We start from the raw sequence: 15,961 nt of genomic DNA, 5'->3' as shown, positions 1-15,961 counted from the left end.
CCGGCTCAACGTTCGCTGAGCGGATCTCCGATTGCGCGGGTGACCGGCTTCAACATGTACTGGAGCACGGACTTGGACCCTGTGACGATCTTTGCGTCAACGACCATGCCTGGCGAGATTGTTTCAGCGCGCGCACCCTGCCCGATCGTGTTGGTTTTCAGCGGGATCATGGCCTTGAAATAGTAGTTGCCGTATTCGTCCCTGAAACTTGACGCCGAGATGACGGAAACTTCCCCCTTCAAGGTACCTTCGATATTCGGGTCGAAGGTCGTAACGGCGATTTCTGCTTCGTCACCGACATCCACATGGCCTATATCGCGCGGTGAAACACGAACCTCGGCAACAAGATCGCTATCGCTCGGCACAATTTCGGCAACCACATCGCCAGGTGCCAGTACACTGCCCGGACCTTTGAGATAAAGCGCCTTGATGTGCCCGCTAACCGGAGCTCGCACGAACAGTCGGTCGTACCGGTCTTTCTGTTTATCGGCTTCGAAAGTCAGCTCACTGCGCTCCTGCGCAACTCGGCTGCGTTCTACGGCCTGCTCCTCTTCGGCTACGGCAATCGAACGTTCCAGGCTGGCGGTTGCCTCCGTCAACTGTGCTCGAACGCTGCCGCTCATACCGTTCAGTTCGCTCAAAAGGCTCTGGGCATTCTGAAGAGACGACTTGGCTTCCAGAAAGCGCCGCTTGGATGTGTAACCCTGTTCGAAGAGGTTTTCCTGGATCTTGTACTGTTCCTGCTGGATCTCGATCTGGGTTTCCTGCAGGGCTATCCGTTCAAGAATACTGGCTAGCTCCGCCTGCTTTTCGCTCACCCTCGCCTTCAAGGCCTGCTGTTCTTTTTCCAGTGCCAGGCGTTGCGCGTCATAGGCAGCCTGTTGCGCTTCGCTGAAGCCTGCATCGGCGCCTAGTCTCAGACCATTGGCGGCACTGCCAAGACCCGGATTTCCGAGCCTCTGCTCTTCGGTCGCCAGAAACTTCAAGCGGGTCTGGACCTTCTCGAGATCACTCGACGCCGCGGTTTCCTGCAACCGAACGATTGGAGTGCCTATTTCAACCAGTTGGCCTTCCTGAACCAACACTTCTGCAACGATGCCACCTTCCAGGTGACCGACCGTCTGCACCTTGCCTGCCGGAACAATTTCCCCTGTCGCACTGGCGACTTCACGCACCTGTCCGATTGCCGCCCACGCCAGAAAAGCCGCCGCAGTCAGCGATAAAACCTGCAGAACGCGCCGGTACGCGACTGGCGGCGGGCCTTCCTCGAGTTCCAGAGGAATGTCCAACGAAAAATTGTCAGCGGTGGTTTTACGGATAAACATGTTGCCCTAGCGCTGGCCGAAACTGGGCTAACTATTGACGATTAAAGTAAATATCAGCTGAATCGGGCTGACCATATTTTAAGCGCCTTTTCTCACAAGAGTTAAAATCCGGACGTGTTGCCAGTGGCGAACCGACCAAAGTGATTTGGCGTACCGGAAAACTGCATTCTGCCTTTGACCCGAACGGTTCGTCGTGCATTAATGTCACAACATTATCGATTTTCATGCAAAAGGTGTGATGCTTTGGGAGGGGCGCATGACAGACCGTGATACTGTGCTCGCTGAACAGCGGGATGGCTGTCTTTTTCTAACACTCAACAGACCGGACCGGCTCAATGCCTTCAACGAAGCCATGCATCATGCGCTTCGCAAGCATTTGACCACCGCAACGGAAGACAGCTCAATCAGGGCAGTGCTGCTGACCGGGGCCGGCCGCGCTTTCTGCGCTGGTCAGGACCTTTCCGATCGCGACATGCGCGGAGGTGGCGAGGCACCTGATCTCGGCGTAACACTCGAGACACTTTACAATCCCCTGGTTCGGCAAATCAGGGCTCTCAGAAAGCCTGTCATCTGTGCGGTCAACGGCGTTGCCGCGGGTGCAGGCGCCAATGTAGCGCTTGCCTGCGATATCGTCCTCGCCGCCCAGTCTGCCCGTTTCATCCAGGCTTTCTCCAAGATCGGCCTGGTTCCCGATTCGGGCGGCACATGGTTGCTGCCACGCCTGATTGGAGAAGCCCGTGCGAAGGCACTCGCCATGACGGGCGAACCGTTGGGAGCCGAGACAGCTGCCTCCTGGGGCCTCATCTGGAAGGCAGTTCCGGATACGGCCCTCATGACGGAGGCCGGAACGCTGGCAACGCAGCTGGCCGCGGGGGCAACCACCGGCCTTGCGCTTACCAAGGAACTGATACAATCGGCAGCAGACCAGTCACTCGATCGGCAACTGGACGCCGAGCGCGATAGCCAACGTCAGGCAGGACGCACGAATGATTATCGGGAGGGCGTCACCGCTTTCCTTGAAAAGCGGTCCGCCCGATTTACCGGCACTTGAATGAGGCACAGAATGACACCGGATGAATTTGCGCGCGCCTGCGCCGATCGCATGTGGTCGCAGGATACGGCGACACAGCACCTGGATATGAAACTTGAAGATGTACGTGCCGGACATTCGTCGATGGCGATGACGGTTACGAAGGCCATGACCAACGGCCACGGCATTTGCCACGGCGGCTATATCTTCACGCTTGCCGACAGTGCCTTCGCTTTTGCCTGCAACACATACAACCAGGTTACGGTTGCGCAGCATTGCGACATCACGTTTCTGGCACCGGCCCATCTCGGAGACCGCTTGACGGCTACGGCCAGCGAGAAATCGCGTACCGGCCGATCCGGCCTCTACGACGTGACGGTGGCCAACCAGAATGGCACTGTCATTGCCGAATTCCGCGGCAATTCCAGAACGACCAAAGGTACAATCTTGCCGGAATGACGGCGAGCGGCCAGACGGGCTGCTCAAGGGAGGAAAATATGGAAAATCTGGCTCCGCGACCGGGAGATCTTGAGCCTATTGAAACAGCCAGCCGGGACGAATTGTCGGCCCTGCAGCTGAAGAGACTGCAATGGTCCCTCACCCATTCGTATGAAAACGTTCCGCTTTTCAAACAACGCTTCGACGAGAAAGGCGTACACCCTTCCGACCTGAAGACCCTCTCGGACCTGTCGAAATTTCCGTTTACGACCAAGAGCGATCTCCGGGACAATTATCCGTTCGGTTTGTTCGCTGTCCCGCGCGACAAGATCGCACGCGTACACGCCTCCTCGGGCACGACCGGCAAACCGACGGTGGTTGGCTACACAGCCAACGATATCGACATGTGGGCCGGTCTCGTCGCCCGCTCCATTCGAGCCTCTGGCGGCCGATCGGGTGACATCATCCATGTTGCTTATGGCTACGGTCTCTTCACCGGCGGACTGGGTGCCCATTACGGCGCAGAAAAACTAGGCTGCACGGTTGTACCGGTCTCCGGTGGCATGACGGAACGCCAGGTGACACTTATCCAGGACTTCAAACCGCGCATCATCATGGTGACGCCGTCCTACCTGCTGTCCATTCTGGATGAATTCCGGCGGCAAGGCATCGATCCTCGGGAAACGTCGCTTGCGACGGGGATCTTTGGCGCCGAACCCTGGACCAACGCAATGCGCAAGGAAATCGAAGACGCGTTCGACATGCATGCCGTCGACATCTACGGCTTGTCGGAAGTGCTTGGACCAGGCGTTGCCAACGAATGCGTTGAGACGAAGGACGGTCTCCACATCTGGGAAGACCACTTCTACCCGGAAATCATTGATCCGATGACCGGCGACGTTCTGCCGGACGGCGAAATTGGAGAGCTGGTCTTCACCACGCTTACCAAGGAAGGCCTGCCAATGGTCCGCTACCGCACGCGCGACCTGACCAGGCTGCTGCCCGGCACGGCCCGGTCCATGCGGCGAATGGAAAAGATCACCGGCCGATCTGACGACATGATCATTCTGCGCGGCGTCAACGTATTCCCGACTCAGATCGAAGAACAGATCCTGAAATGCGAAGGCCTGTCGCCGCATTTCCAGATAGAGCTCTCCCGTTCCGACCGCCTGGACGTCATGACAGTGCACGTCGAAGCCCTGCCGACAGCAGCAACAAGTGCCGCACGTCAGGCATCTGCGAAGGAACTCTCGCATCACATCAAGAGCGTGGTCGGCGTATCCGCAAGGATCGATGTTGCCGAGCCCGGCAAAGTGGAACGTTCCGCCGGCAAGGCAAAGCGGGTCGTCGACAACAGACCCAAGGAATAAGGGAACACGCAGGCCAGGCGTTCGGAGGACGTTTCTCCAAGACATCAAAATCAGCCGGTCCTTTCCAGACCTTTCGCCAAAGAAAAAGGCCACCTGATCAGGTGGCCTTTTTCATTTGGATATGTGGTCGGCTTACGCAGACATCGGCCATTCCTTGGCGACCAATGTCAGAACGTCGTACTGGGCAACAGCTTCATCATTCTGGTTGGTCACAAGACAATCCCACCGCACTTCGCCATAGTCTGCTGAAATACGCGGCGAAATCTCCTTGGCGGTCAACTGAACCTTGAGTGCATCACCTGCGTTCACCGGCGTCATGAAACGCAGATTATCAACGCCGTAATTCGCCAGCACCGGACCTTCATCAGGATCGACGAACAGACCGGCGGCGAAGGAAACAATCAGATAGCCATGTGCCACGCGGCCTTCGAAGAACGGGTTCCGTTTCGCAGCGGCTTCATCCATATGCGCATAGAAGGTGTCGCCGGTGAACTTGGCAAAATGCTCGATATCTTCCAGGGAAACTTCCCGTGCCCCGGTGTTCAGCTGATCGCCGATCTTGAGGTCGGCCAATGACTTGCGGAACGGGTGCCGGCTGTCTTCCTGACCTGGTGCACCGGAAATCCAGCGGCCGGTCACTGCGCCCAGCAAGGCGGGCGTTCCCTGGACCGCCGTTCGTTGCATGTAATGTTTGACCGAGCGCAGGCCGCCAAGTTCTTCGCCGCCACCTGCCCGGCCCGGTCCGCCGTGCACAAGCATGGGCAAGGGAGAACCATGTCCGGTTGAAGACTTTGCACTCTTCCGATTGCCGATCATGACGCGTCCATGGAAAGGCGCCATGCCGAGAACGGCTTCCTCGGCAACCAAGGGGTCGTTTGTAAACAGCGAGGCAACAAGAGAACCCTTGCCCTTGTGGGTGAGTTCGACCGCTTCCTCCAGCTCGTCGTAGGGCATCAATGTCGCAACCGGTCCGAACGCTTCGACCGAGTGAACGGCTTCTGCGCTCATCGGGTTGGCGCAATGCAAAAGTACAGGAGCCGCGAACGCGCCCGTTGCGGGGCTTGAGCCGTCAAGATCGGAAACGATCTCAGCTTCCACCTTCAGATCACTTACGCGCGCAAGAACTTCCTCCCGCTGACCGGCTGAAGCGAGTGGCCCCATCGACACCGCTTCGTCTCGCGGATCTCCGATCACGGCCTTCCCAAGCCTCTTGCCGAGCGCATCAACAACCGCATCGGACAATTTACGCGGCACGATGACCCGGCGGATCGCAGTGCACTTCTGCCCTGCCTTCACGGTCATTTCCCGGGCAACTTCCTTGACGAAGAGGTCAAATTCGGGATCTTCAGGGCTGACATCGGGCCCCAGAACTGCAGAATTGAGGCTGTCGGCCTCCATGGAGAAGCGAACGGAATTCTGCACGATTGCCGGGTTCCGACGCAGCATTTGTCCGGTGGCGGCGGATCCGGTGAAGGTAACAACATCCTGTCCCGTGACATGGTCGATCAGATCTCCGGCCGACCCGCAAAGAAGCTGAAGCGAGCCTTCAGGTAGAATGCCGGTCGCCAGAATGTGGCGAACCATCAGCTCGGTCAGATAAGCAGTCTGGCTGGCAGGCTTGACCAGGCAAGGTACGCCCGCGATCAGGGCGGGGGCGATCTTTTCCAGCATTCCCCAGCAGGGGAAGTTGAAGGCGTTGATATGAACGGCAATACCGCGCAGTGGTGTCAGCACATGCTGCCCTGAAAAACTATTGTCCCGCGACAGTGGCTCCACTGCACCTTCGACGAACACCCGGGTGTTCGGCATCTCGCGACGGGCCTTGGAGGAATAGGCGAACATGGTGCCAATGCCGCCTTCAATATCGATCCAGCTGTCCTTGCGCGTTGCCCCGGTGGCAAAACTCTCCTGGTAGAAGATTTCCTTTTGCTCGGTCAGCGCCTGCGCCAGGGTTTTCAGCATCAAGGCGCGCTCGTGGTAGGTCATCTTGCGCAAGGCCTTGCCACCGGTGTCACGCCCCCAGGCAAGGGCCTCGCCAAGGTCCAGACCGGATGCGTCAATCGCGGCGACAGGCGCACCGGTTGCGGCGTCAAGCAGCGGCTTTCCCTCGGCCTTGCCTTGCCTCCAGCTGCCAGCGAGATAGCTTTCCAAAACGCGGACTTTTTGCGGATGAACGGTCATATCGAATTCCAGTTCTTGAAACGGAATGGTCTCAGGCGTCGTAAGTCACGACGAGGCGTTTGCTCAGCGGCCGCGACTGGCATGTCAGAACGTAGCCATCCCGAATTTCGTCGTCTTCCAGAGCATGATTGGCCGCCATTTCGACCTCACCTTCCAGCACCTTGCCGCGACATGTGGAACACACGCCTGCACAGCAGGAATATGGTGCATCGATGTTGTGACGATGCGCTGCTTCCAGAATGGTCTCGCCCGGTTCCATGTGGATTTCCCGCGTGGTGCCGTCGATGGTCAACCGAAGATCGGCCTCCTTCGCTGAACCATCGATGACCTCCGGCCGCAGCCGGGCCGGCAAACGCCCCGGCTGGTCGGACTTGAACAGTTCCTGCCGTATCTTGTCCGCCGCGACACCGCGCGCTTCCAGGCTGCCACGAACGGTTTCCATCATTCCGTGAGGGCCGCAAAGAAAAGCAATATCAATGTCCTGAGGATCTATCAGCGTATCGAAGAGATCGTTCAGCTTCTGCTCATCGACGCGGCCGGAAAACAGCTCGGTGTCCTGCGCATCGCTTTTGAGAATGTGGATCACTTGCAGGCGACCGAGATACCGGTTTTTCAGATCCTCCAGTTCCTCTCGGAACATGATCGAGGATATCTGCCGGTTGGCATAGACCAGTGTGAATTGAGAATTCGGCTCGCGGGCCAGTACTGTCTTCAGGATCGACAGGATCGGCGTGATGCCAGACCCGCCGGCGAAACCGACATAAAAACGCGCGAGATCCGGTTCGATCGGGGCGTTGAAGCTGCCGAGTGGCGGCATGGCCTCGACCATGTCTCCCGGCCGCATGCTTTCATGCGCCCAGCAGGAAAAAGCCCCTCCGTCGACGCGCTTGATCCCGACCTTCAGGGCACCGTCTTCGGTCCCGGCGCAGATTGAGTAGCAACGACGCACCTCGTGTCCGTCGAAGTCACGCCGGAAGGTCAGATATTGCCCCTGCTCGAAACGGAACAGATCCTGTTCCTCCGATTGCGGCTGAAGGGTCACAACGACCGAATCTCTCGTATCCGGCGTTACGTCAGTCACTGTCAGCGCATGAAACCGCGACATGCATGTCCTCCCGAAACATGATCTACTGCACCCTGCCTATATCGGCAAAAACGGATGCCAAAAAACTCAGGACGGCCAATGGAAGCATTTCACCTTCCCTGGCGACCCGACTAATTGCAGTGCCCTCTCAGTGGCACTTGAAGTAATCGAATGGCTCCAGGCACGACCGGCAGCGATAAGCCGCCTTGCAGGGCGTAGAGCCAAACTGGCTGACCTTTTCCGTGTTTTCCGAACCACAGCGAGGGCAAGCGACCTGAAAGCTCCCCTGACCTGTCAGCCGCGCGACCCTTCCGGCTGCCGAACCGTCCGAGCGGGTTCCGTCTACCGGCGGTGCAATGCCGTAGGCACGCAATTTCGCCCGGCCCTCCTGCGTCAGCCAATCGGTCGTCCACGGCGGGCTGAGCTGCTGCTCAAGACGCACATTGGAAACGCCGCATTCCAACAACTTGGTTTCGATGTCCAGATTGATCACCGCAGTTGCCGGGCAGCCGCTGTAGGTCGGCGTGACGGTTACAACGAGCGTTTCGTCTTGCCAGGAGACATCACGAATGACGCCCAGGTCCGTCAGGGACAGAACCGGAATTTCCGGATCAGGGATCTCGGAAAGCCATTGCCAGACCGTGTCCATGGAAACTGGCATTGGATCACCAGGTTGCGCCGGGATAGGCCCGCTGCAGGAACTGCATTTCTGCCAGCATGTGCCCCAGGTGTTCGGAATGACGACCAGTCAAGCCGCCCATATGAGCGAAGTCGCTTTCCGGAAGGGTAAGCGTAGCCTCATCCAGAACAGCTTCGACTGTTTCTTTCCATTCCGATTTCAGGGAGGCGGCATCTGGAACAAGCCCAGCTTCCGCCATCGCGGTGTCGATGGCATCACTGGCGAACATTTCACCAGTGTAGGACCACAACGCATCAAGAGCCTGCTGCATGCGGCGATGGCTCTCTTCAGTACCATCTCCTAGACGGATCACGAGGTCTGCGGATCTGTCGAGATGGTAGGCAACCTCCTTGCCAGCCTTCGCTGCAATGGCAGCGATCCGCTCGTCCTTCGAGCTTTTCAGGGCCTCGAGCAACGGCACCTGATAGGCATCGATCAGGAACTGTCTCATCAACGTCTGGCCAAAATCACCATTTGGCTGCTCGGCCAGCAGGAAGTTGCGAAAGTCCCAGGCGTCCCGAAGGTAAGCCAGCTCATTTTCGCCGCGTCCCTTACCTTCAATTTCGCCGGCAAGCCCCAGCCACATGCGCGCCTGTCCAATTAGATCGAGCGCGACATTGGCGAGTGCGATATCTTCTTCCAGAACAGGAGAATGTCCGCACCATTCCGAAACGCGGTGCCCCAGAACAAGCGCGGTATCGCCTCTGCGCAGCAGCCATTCGAAGAGAGTGTCGCGTGCGACTAGTTCGTCTTTTCTGGTCATCACATTTTTCCGACTTCATCCGGAATGTCGTAAAAACTTGGATGACGATAGATCTTGTCCATCGACGGCTCGAACAAGGCATCCTTCGCGCCCGGATCAGAAGCAGTGATCTGTGCCGACGGCACGACCCAGATCGAAACGCCTTCCTTGCGGCGCGTATAGACGTCGCGCGCATTCTTGATTGCCATTTCAGCGTCCGGTGCATGCAGTGACCCTACATGGCGATGATTGAGACCATGCTGGCCGCGAATAAAGACCTCCCAGAGGGGCCATTCCTTTTTCATGATTTCCTCCGAAATGTCAGGCTGCAGAACTTGAGCATCGTGCCGACCGCCACAGATTGGCGTCTTTCACATGCTCCCAGCCGAAGGCAAGATCCGTTGACCCGTGCTCATTCAGATAGTCTAGCTTCTGCCAGGCCTCTTCGAGCGTTGGCACATGGCCAGCGGCGACCGGCCACATGACAAAATGCATTCGCTCCATCACTTCAAACCATTCCGCCCTTCGGTCGTAGATGCGTTTGTGAACGGTCTTGAACACGAAGTTTTCCAGAGACCCGACGTCCGTCCATAGCGAAAGGTTCGGGATGACCAACGGGTCGCTTTCGCGCGTCATGGAAACCGCGTTGCCGGCCTCATCCTTCAAGCGCCAGACAAAACCGTTGCTGCGTTCGGCGGCGGCGTTTACCCGGTTCAGATTGTTGACGAAATCGGCAATCCGCGGATCGTTGATATCGTAACGGAGCCGAGCCACATTCAATTCGGCCAGATGAGTTTCGGTCATGGCGCTTACTCGGCCGCGGTTCTGGCAGCGACCCGCTTGTCAGCATGCGCCATCAACCCGTCACGCACCCAGGCACCATCTTCCCATGCCGTCACCCGGGCTTCCATGCGTTCCCGGTTGCATGGACCATTGCCCTTGAGAACTTCGAAAAACTCGCTCCAGTCCGGTTCGGAAAAATCGTAACCGCCCTTTTCCTCGTTCCACCTGAGGTTCTCGTCAGGCACTGTCAGCCCGAGATACTCAGCCTGGGGAACGGTCTGATCGACAAACTTCTGACGCAGCTCGTCGTTGGTGTTGATCTTGATCTTCCAGGCCATCGACTGGGCGGAATGGACAGAGTCCTTGTCGGACGGACCGAACATCATCAACGACGGATACCAGAACCTGTTCAAGGCATCCTGCGCCATGCGGCGCTGCGCTTCCGACCCCTTCGCCATCTTCATCATGATGTCGTAGCCTTGGCGCTGGTGGAAGCTTTCTTCCTTGCAGATACGGATCATCGCCCGCGAGTACGGGCCGAAGGACGTCCGCTGCAACGGCACCTGGTTCATGATTGCCGCGCCGTCCACCAACCATCCGACAGCACCGATATCGGCCCACGTCAGGGTTGGGTAATTGAAGATCGAGGAATATTTCATTTTGCCGGCATGGAGCAGCTCGATCAACTCGTCCCGGCTGACGCCGAGGGTTTCAGCCGCACAGTAGAGGTAAAGGCCATGGCCTGCCTCATCCTGAACCTTGGCGAGCAGGATCGCCTTGCGCTCAAGTGTAGGCGCACGAGTTATCCAATTGCCTTCCGGCAACTGGCCGACAATTTCCGAATGAGCATGCTGACCGATCTGACGGATCAGGGTCTTGCGATAGCCTTCCGGCATCCAGTCCGTGGGTTCGATTTTCTCACCACGGTCAATGCGTTCCTGAAAGGCTCTTTCCTCGTCCGTCATCTCCGCGAGAGAGAGAACTTTGGTCGAGTCGGCTTTTACCATCTGGGCATACATGACGCCTCCTTTCGTCATGTTGAATTTCCAAAAGGATACCTCACAACACATCACAGAAAAAGCATGAAATTAATTATTTTTGTGATGTTTTGTCGCCTGTTTCAGATGATTGCCGAAACTTCCTATAATTCAATCTGTTAGGGAAAGTGACCGCATGCGTTCCTGCACCGCATCCGGTGTGGCCGGTAGTGGACCGTCCTGATTCAACAGGTTCCGACCGATGTAACTGTCGGCTGCCGGAGAAAGGCCAGCGTAGAGCGCGGCGAACAACGAACGCGCTTCGTATCCGGCCCAGTCTGTCGGCAGGACCGAGCGTGGCAGGCGGGGATCCCGCAGGCGAATGCCGCGATAGGCATGCACCAATGCCAGTCGGAACAACAGTGCTGAGGCGGGTGCAACACCATCTGCGATCAGGTTCTGCATGGGTTTGAAGTGGGAGACAAAGCCTGTGTAGTCCCGAGCCAGCAGCTCCAGTCCGAAGGAGGAAGCAGCTATTTTTTCCAGTTCACCTGATTTCAGGTTCAAAGCCGACGCGCGAAACGCGGTGCCAAGGATGGGGCGTCCCGGTCTGTCGGCGCCGATGTAGACATTCCCCTCAAGTGACGCGAAACCAAACCGCATCAGAACGGCCTGATCCGCGGCTTCCGTACAACGGGTCAACAGCCAGCCACAATCCGGATCCTCGGGGCCATAGAACAAGTCTGCCGCCAGGTGATATTCCTCCCGGGCATCCGGTGTCAGGGCATAAAAGCTTCGCCTGCCTTCCCGCTCACCTTTCAACTGACCTTTTGAAACCAGACGAGACACCGCTGTCCTGACAAGCGATTCATTAACGCTGAAGCCGGCGCAAAGGCTGATCAGGTCTCCCATCCAAAGCACACCGCCACGCGGTTCAACGATGTCGCCGTAGATGGTCACGATCAGCTGCGCAGCCTTGGGCGGAAAGGGCCGCAGGAAAATGTCAGCAAGTATTTCGGTTCCGGTATGCATGAAGCTTCTGATCCGTCAGCATTTTTCTAAAGCTTATCTGTACGGCGGCTGCAAACCAAGATGTTCACGGATGCTCTCGACAACATTCCGGCGAAAGCGGACTTGAAAACCTGATTTTTGAACGTTATAAAATTACATCATCCTGAAGGCCTACCTATGCCCCTCACCTTCTCCGCCATCAAGAACAGCGCCTGCAGGTCACTTTATCTGACGGCTCCCGCCGCAGCAGCACTAGTGACCCTGACAGTGAATGCGCACGCCGACGCCCCCAGTGTCGTCACGTCCATCAAACCGATCCATTCCATCGCGTCGGCTGTTATGGAAGGTGTCGGGACGCCCTATGTCCTTGTCGACGGCGCCTCCTCTCCTCATGGCTACGCGCTGAAACCGTCGCAGGCGTTTCTACTTCAGGGAGCCGATGTGGTGTTCTGGGTTGGGCCAGAACTGGCTCCCTCGCTCAAGAAGCCGATCGAAACCATGGCCAAGAATGCTGTAACGGTCGAACTGATCGATGCGTCTGGGATTCATCAACTCGACATCCGCGAAGGTGCCAGCTTCGACGCCCATGATCACGATCACGACGATGGGCACAGTGGTGAAGAGCATGCGCATGATCATGCAGAAGAAGATGACCACGACCACGCTGGCGGCGAACATGAGCACGAAGAGGGCGAACATGAACATGCTGGCCACGAACATGATGACGACAACAGCCACGCCGAAGCCCATGACCACTCGGGTCACGACCACGACGCAGAGCATCAGCACGCGGCACACGGGGCTGTCGATCCGCATATCTGGCTGAACCCGGAAAATGGCATAGAGATCGCAAAAATCATGGCAGATACCCTGGCGAAACAGGATCCTGCCAACGCCGAAATCTATAAAAAGAATGCAGCGGCTTTTTCCAAGCGGATCGCGTCACTCGATCAGGACATTTCCGCTGAACTGGCTCCGTTTGCAGACAAAAAGTTCATCGTCTTCCACGATGCCTATCATCATTTCGAACATCACTATGAAATCGAGGCCAGTGGATCGGTTACCGTTTCTCCGGAAGCTCTGGCGAGTGCAGACCGAATTCAGGAAATCCAGGGCAAGATCAGGGACCTCGGCGTAAGCTGCGTTTTTCAGGAACCGCAATTTGACGCAAAGCTTGTTTCGGTTGTTCTGGAAGGCAGCAGCGCTCGGTCAGGTACGCTTGACCCGCTGGGCACCGATCTTGAAAATGGCCCGGACCTTTATCCGCAACTTCTGAAGGGGCTCTCAAGCTCTCTGAAGGATTGCCTCGGCGGCGCCTCCTGATATTGCCTCTTCGAGAGGGAAAACAAAAAAGCCGCCGGAGGTCACCCCTTCGGCGGCTTTTGTTGTTCTGCTATCCCAGATCAGGACGTTCTGACTTTTTCCCGCTCTGCTTCGGTTTTCTCGATGGCCTTCAACAGATGCATGTCCCTGTCGTAGACGTCGGTATAGAAGGCAACCGTCCCGTCCAGCTCAGGCCATGCCGTGAAATAGGACACATAAACCGGAATATCACCGGTCACCTGTTCTTGCTGGTTCTGACCGCCCGAAATACGCGAGCTCACGTAATCCTTGGATTTGCCGAGAACCGCAGCGGCCATGGCCTTGGGATCCTGCAGACGGATGCAGCCATGGCTGTATGCTCGCATATCCTTGTTGAAGAGGTTCTTTGACGGCGTATCGTGCATGTAGATGTGATGCCTGTTCGGGAACAGGATCTTGACTTCGCCAAGCGCGTTCGAGCTGCCCGGATACTGGCGGACGTTGACCGATTGCTGTTTGGAAGCAACCGCGTACCAGTCGACTGCAGAAGACGAAACCTGCCGGCCGCCTGGTGTCGTTACTTCATAACCGGCGCGGTCGAGATAGCTCGGGTCGTTTGCCAGTTTCGGCAGCATTTCATTGACAATGATCGAATACGGCACGCCCCAATAGGGATTGTATTCAACGATTTCGATCTTGTCGTAGAAGAAGTTGGTCTGATTGGACTTCTTGCCGACAACCACCCGCATGCTCAATGGAGCTTCGTCAGGCGCGGTATAGGTCGCGGTGAAGGCAGCCTGGTTGATGAAAACCTTGCGTTCGCCGAGCTCTTCGGGAAGCCAGCGGCTGCGCTCCATGGCCAGTTCGACTTTGGCGATTTTCGCCGCGTTGGTTTCGCCGACCATCGCGTTGATGGTGTTCTTGCCGATGATACCATCCGGCGTGAGCTTGGCTTCCTTCTGGAAAGCCTTCACCAGCTCAACGAGTTCCGGAGAATAAAGTTCAGCGCCATCATAGGCAGTCAGCGTCTCTTCATGAGCCGACTTGAGTTCCTCCGAGCCGTTCTTGGCGATCGCGGCGACGATGTTCTTCATTTCCGGGCTGGATTTGCCAGCCTTCAGGAGTGTGCCGGGCGCGATGACGATCTGGTCGGCGTCTTCATCTTCTGCTCGCAAGCGGGCTAACTCTTCGGTCAGCTTGCGAAAATGTTCACTCTGAGGCTGCGCTTTGGCAACTGCTGTTTCGGCATTGGCCGCTGCCTTGAATCCTTCCAGGGCTGCAACGAGATCGACTTCATGCCTCGGCAGATCGTGATATTCGGAAATCCGGTTCGGATCGACACGTCCGCGCCTGGAATCCAGAACATATGTCAGAACGGCTGCACTCATCTCCATCTCGAACCGCATCGTGGCGGCATCGAGTGCCTCACCTTCAAGACCTTCAGTTACGGGAAGATCGACGACATAGTCTTCCGGATTCAGCGCAAATTTGCCTGTTTCAGCGAGACTACTGCGGACCGCGATTGCCTTTTCTGTCGGCTTACCGTCTTTCACCCAGACGAAATCGGGATGCTCACGATAGAATGAAATGACTGCAGAACCCACTTCCGGAAGGACGGTGAGCGACATGTCTTTCAATGCCGGACGCGCCGTGTCGAATGCGGTCAGAACGACCGGAGCCTGTGGCAGGCTATCGCTTTCGGTGCTCGGGGCATCCGTCGTTTCAACGGGCTGGACATCAGGCTTCACCTCGGCAGACTTGATCTCCGACAGTTCAGCCAGCGAAACCTTCTTCCAGCTGTCGGCCGAGTAATTGAGGTAGCGCGGCGCAGAGACCTTTGCGGTAACGACCTTCTTGCTAAGATCCTTTTGGCGCTCACGCTCCTGCTGCCGGCGATGCGCTTCCGGATTGAACAGACGCTGGAACAACCCCTGCGCGGAAGCAGGCTCAACCGAGACCAGGTTAAAACCGGAAAAAAGCACCGTCGCCATCAAGCCAGCCCTGAGGGACGTCCCCAGGACGGAACGTTTCGGTTTTTTCCTGGTACATTCGCTCAGTGCCATTGCATTCGCTCGCATTGTCTAAACCCGCTTATTTTAAATCTTTTCGAACCTGACGCCTTGCCCAAGTCACCAGGGTTTTATTGCTTCCCTGCAAGGATCGAAGGCTGTTCGGCATATCCGCCGTGGATGTTCTACATCCGAGCGTGATATGGCAACGCAGTTACCGTGCAACCGGGCCCCGCGACCCGATTCCCGGAAACTGCGCCCGTAAACCGTTTGATACTATAACAGGGTTCATCAGATGGTTAAGGGGCGCCGTCCTACACAGGTTTGAAATCAGCCGACTGTGACGATTTTGCCTCGTTGCTGACAGTACAGCTGCCCACCATCACGGTGCCAGAAACGGCAGAACTGCGGCTGTTTGGAAAAACAACCTGGCGTGATTGGCATCACGCCGCCTTCTTCGTCAAAGGGGTATCTACGGCTTCACGAGTACGTGAGACATTACCGGAGAGCCAAATGCCGTTTCAATTCAATGTTGGTGACCATTCGTCACCGATCTGGAAATACACAAGTTTCAACTCTTCCCAGTATTCAAAGCTGAAATGGGCCAGAAACAAGCTTTTCAAGATGGTCAAGAACAACCCGGGATGTAATGCCTATTTCCGGACGCTGCCCAAGGGGCGAAGCTTGTCGGACATGATCAACGACAGCTCGATTTGGGTGAATTACGGACCGACCATTTCGCCGCTACATGGGGAAATCCACGTTCCTTCAGGGGAAATCGCGGTTGGTGACCGGGCCTTTAAAATGGGCAGGTGGATGGTGCTGGCCACCATCATTCATGAATTCGCGCATCACAACGGCGCCCCGATTACGGGTGGCGACACACGCGCAGAAGAAGCCGTCTATCACTGCGGTCTCGGCAGTGCGAAGGAATATTACGACGGCGTTGATGACCCGACCACGCCTTACGACCCGAACGTCGGCGGTTGATCAACATAACCTGGTGCGCGGCCCCAAAGCATGGGACCGC

15 protein-coding genes are annotated in these 15,961 nt (G+C 56.9%); 5 read left to right on the top strand and 10 right to left on the bottom strand.

Annotated elements, in window-relative coordinates; translation table 11 throughout:
* Positions 1–5: 5 nt before the first annotated feature.
* Positions 6–1,325 carry an HlyD family type I secretion periplasmic adaptor subunit gene (locus ACYQ6M_RS13635; protein WP_152510827.1) on the bottom strand — a complete coding sequence of 440 codons (1,320 nt, stop codon included), beginning with the start codon at positions 1,323–1,325 and terminating at the stop codon, positions 6–8.
* 256 nt (positions 1,326–1,581) lie between these two features.
* Between ACYQ6M_RS13635 and paaG the strand changes: the two genes are divergently transcribed.
* The 3 genes from paaG to paaK are packed head-to-tail and all read left to right on the top strand — an operon-like array spanning position 1,582 to position 4,163.
* On the top strand, positions 1,582–2,376 hold the full coding sequence (paaG, locus tag ACYQ6M_RS13630; protein WP_460074311.1) for a 2-(1,2-epoxy-1,2-dihydrophenyl)acetyl-CoA isomerase PaaG: 795 nt from the start codon (positions 1,582–1,584) through the stop codon (positions 2,374–2,376).
* Positions 2,377–2,388: 12 nt separating this feature from the next.
* The gene (paaI, locus tag ACYQ6M_RS13625; RefSeq protein WP_152510828.1) at positions 2,389–2,814 is read left to right on the top strand and encodes a hydroxyphenylacetyl-CoA thioesterase PaaI; all 426 of its coding nucleotides are present in this window, start codon (positions 2,389–2,391) and stop codon (positions 2,812–2,814) included.
* A 38-nt stretch (positions 2,815–2,852) separates the two neighbouring features.
* Positions 2,853–4,163 carry a phenylacetate--CoA ligase PaaK gene (gene paaK / locus ACYQ6M_RS13620; protein WP_460074310.1) on the top strand — a complete coding sequence of 437 codons (1,311 nt, stop codon included), beginning with the start codon at positions 2,853–2,855 and terminating at the stop codon, positions 4,161–4,163.
* Between the two features lie 132 nt (positions 4,164–4,295).
* On the opposite strand, the gene paaZ is transcribed toward paaK, so the two are convergent.
* The 8 genes from paaZ to ACYQ6M_RS13580 form a co-directional block, all read right to left on the bottom strand.
* Entirely contained in the window at positions 4,296–6,344 is a 2,049-nt protein-coding gene (gene paaZ / locus ACYQ6M_RS13615) for a phenylacetic acid degradation bifunctional protein PaaZ (protein WP_460074309.1), read from the bottom strand.
* Positions 6,345–6,375: 31 nt separating this feature from the next.
* Positions 6,376–7,449 carry a 1,2-phenylacetyl-CoA epoxidase subunit PaaE gene (gene paaE, locus ACYQ6M_RS13610; protein WP_077292895.1) on the bottom strand — a complete coding sequence of 358 codons (1,074 nt, stop codon included), beginning with the start codon at positions 7,447–7,449 and terminating at the stop codon, positions 6,376–6,378.
* Between the two features lie 127 nt (positions 7,450–7,576).
* Entirely contained in the window at positions 7,577–8,089 is a 513-nt protein-coding gene (gene paaD, locus ACYQ6M_RS13605) for a 1,2-phenylacetyl-CoA epoxidase subunit PaaD (RefSeq protein ID WP_460074308.1), read from the bottom strand.
* 4 nt (positions 8,090–8,093) lie between these two features.
* Entirely contained in the window at positions 8,094–8,870 is a 777-nt protein-coding gene (paaC, locus tag ACYQ6M_RS13600; protein ID WP_460074307.1) for a 1,2-phenylacetyl-CoA epoxidase subunit PaaC, read from the bottom strand.
* Positions 8,870–9,154 (bottom strand): 1,2-phenylacetyl-CoA epoxidase subunit PaaB, encoded by a 285-nt coding sequence (gene paaB, locus ACYQ6M_RS13595; RefSeq protein ID WP_006933303.1) that lies wholly within the window; start codon positions 9,152–9,154, stop codon positions 8,870–8,872. Before paaB ends, paaC begins: the two co-directional genes overlap by 1 nt.
* A gap of 16 nt (positions 9,155–9,170) precedes the next feature.
* Positions 9,171–9,653 carry a DUF3291 domain-containing protein gene (locus tag ACYQ6M_RS13590; protein ID WP_460074306.1) on the bottom strand — a complete coding sequence of 161 codons (483 nt, stop codon included), beginning with the start codon at positions 9,651–9,653 and terminating at the stop codon, positions 9,171–9,173.
* A gap of 5 nt (positions 9,654–9,658) precedes the next feature.
* Positions 9,659–10,651, bottom strand: coding sequence for a 1,2-phenylacetyl-CoA epoxidase subunit PaaA (paaA, locus tag ACYQ6M_RS13585; RefSeq protein ID WP_460074631.1), 993 nt, complete (start codon positions 10,649–10,651; stop codon positions 9,659–9,661).
* Between the two features lie 129 nt (positions 10,652–10,780).
* On the bottom strand, positions 10,781–11,641 hold the full coding sequence (locus ACYQ6M_RS13580; protein ID WP_460074305.1) for a PaaX family transcriptional regulator C-terminal domain-containing protein: 861 nt from the start codon (positions 11,639–11,641) through the stop codon (positions 10,781–10,783).
* 156 nt (positions 11,642–11,797) lie between these two features.
* Between ACYQ6M_RS13580 and ACYQ6M_RS13575 the strand changes: the two genes are divergently transcribed.
* A complete protein-coding gene (locus ACYQ6M_RS13575; RefSeq protein ID WP_460074304.1) occupies positions 11,798–12,943 on the top strand; it encodes a zinc ABC transporter substrate-binding protein in 1,146 nt (381 codons plus the stop codon).
* A gap of 80 nt (positions 12,944–13,023) precedes the next feature.
* Here the strand turns inward: ACYQ6M_RS13575 and ACYQ6M_RS13570 are convergent, their stop codons facing one another.
* Positions 13,024–14,913, bottom strand: coding sequence for a L,D-transpeptidase family protein (locus ACYQ6M_RS13570; protein WP_460074303.1), 1,890 nt, complete (start codon positions 14,911–14,913; stop codon positions 13,024–13,026).
* Positions 14,914–15,444: 531 nt separating this feature from the next.
* On the opposite strand from ACYQ6M_RS13570, the gene ACYQ6M_RS13565 reads away from it, so the two are divergent.
* Positions 15,445–15,921 carry a hypothetical protein gene (locus tag ACYQ6M_RS13565; RefSeq protein WP_460074302.1) on the top strand — a complete coding sequence of 159 codons (477 nt, stop codon included), beginning with the start codon at positions 15,445–15,447 and terminating at the stop codon, positions 15,919–15,921.
* Positions 15,922–15,961: the final 40 nt, after the last annotated feature.

The sequence above is a fragment of the Roseibium sp. ROS1 genome (assembly GCF_054658215.1).
This window is presented reverse-complemented; position numbering and strand designations above follow the sequence as displayed.

Bases quoted from the DNA above. Each gene is read 5' to 3' on its own strand.
- ACYQ6M_RS13565 (WP_460074302.1), top strand. From the start codon at position 15,445: ATGCCGTTTCAATTCAATGTTGGTGACCATTCGTCACCGATCTGGAAA.
- paaB (WP_006933303.1), bottom strand. From the start codon at position 9,154: ATGAAAAAGGAATGGCCCCTCTGGGAGGTCTTTATTCGCGGCCAGCAT.
- paaK (WP_460074310.1), top strand. From the start codon at position 2,853: ATGGAAAATCTGGCTCCGCGACCGGGAGATCTTGAGCCTATTGAAACA.
- ACYQ6M_RS13580 (WP_460074305.1), bottom strand. From the start codon at position 11,641: ATGCATACCGGAACCGAAATACTTGCTGACATTTTCCTGCGGCCCTTT.
- paaG (WP_460074311.1), top strand. From the start codon at position 1,582: ATGACAGACCGTGATACTGTGCTCGCTGAACAGCGGGATGGCTGTCTT.
- paaD (WP_460074308.1), bottom strand. From the start codon at position 8,089: ATGCCAGTTTCCATGGACACGGTCTGGCAATGGCTTTCCGAGATCCCT.
- ACYQ6M_RS13590 (WP_460074306.1), bottom strand. From the start codon at position 9,653: ATGACCGAAACTCATCTGGCCGAATTGAATGTGGCTCGGCTCCGTTAC.
- paaI (WP_152510828.1), top strand. From the start codon at position 2,389: ATGACACCGGATGAATTTGCGCGCGCCTGCGCCGATCGCATGTGGTCG.
- paaZ (WP_460074309.1), bottom strand. From the start codon at position 6,344: ATGACCGTTCATCCGCAAAAAGTCCGCGTTTTGGAAAGCTATCTCGCT.
- ACYQ6M_RS13635 (WP_152510827.1), bottom strand. From the start codon at position 1,325: ATGTTTATCCGTAAAACCACCGCTGACAATTTTTCGTTGGACATTCCT.
- ACYQ6M_RS13570 (WP_460074303.1), bottom strand. From the start codon at position 14,913: ATGGCGACGGTGCTTTTTTCCGGTTTTAACCTGGTCTCGGTTGAGCCT.
- paaC (WP_460074307.1), bottom strand. From the start codon at position 8,870: ATGACCAGAAAAGACGAACTAGTCGCACGCGACACTCTCTTCGAATGG.
- paaE (WP_077292895.1), bottom strand. From the start codon at position 7,449: ATGTCGCGGTTTCATGCGCTGACAGTGACTGACGTAACGCCGGATACG.
- ACYQ6M_RS13575 (WP_460074304.1), top strand. From the start codon at position 11,798: ATGCCCCTCACCTTCTCCGCCATCAAGAACAGCGCCTGCAGGTCACTT.
- paaA (WP_460074631.1), bottom strand. From the start codon at position 10,651: ATGTATGCCCAGATGGTAAAAGCCGACTCGACCAAAGTTCTCTCTCTC.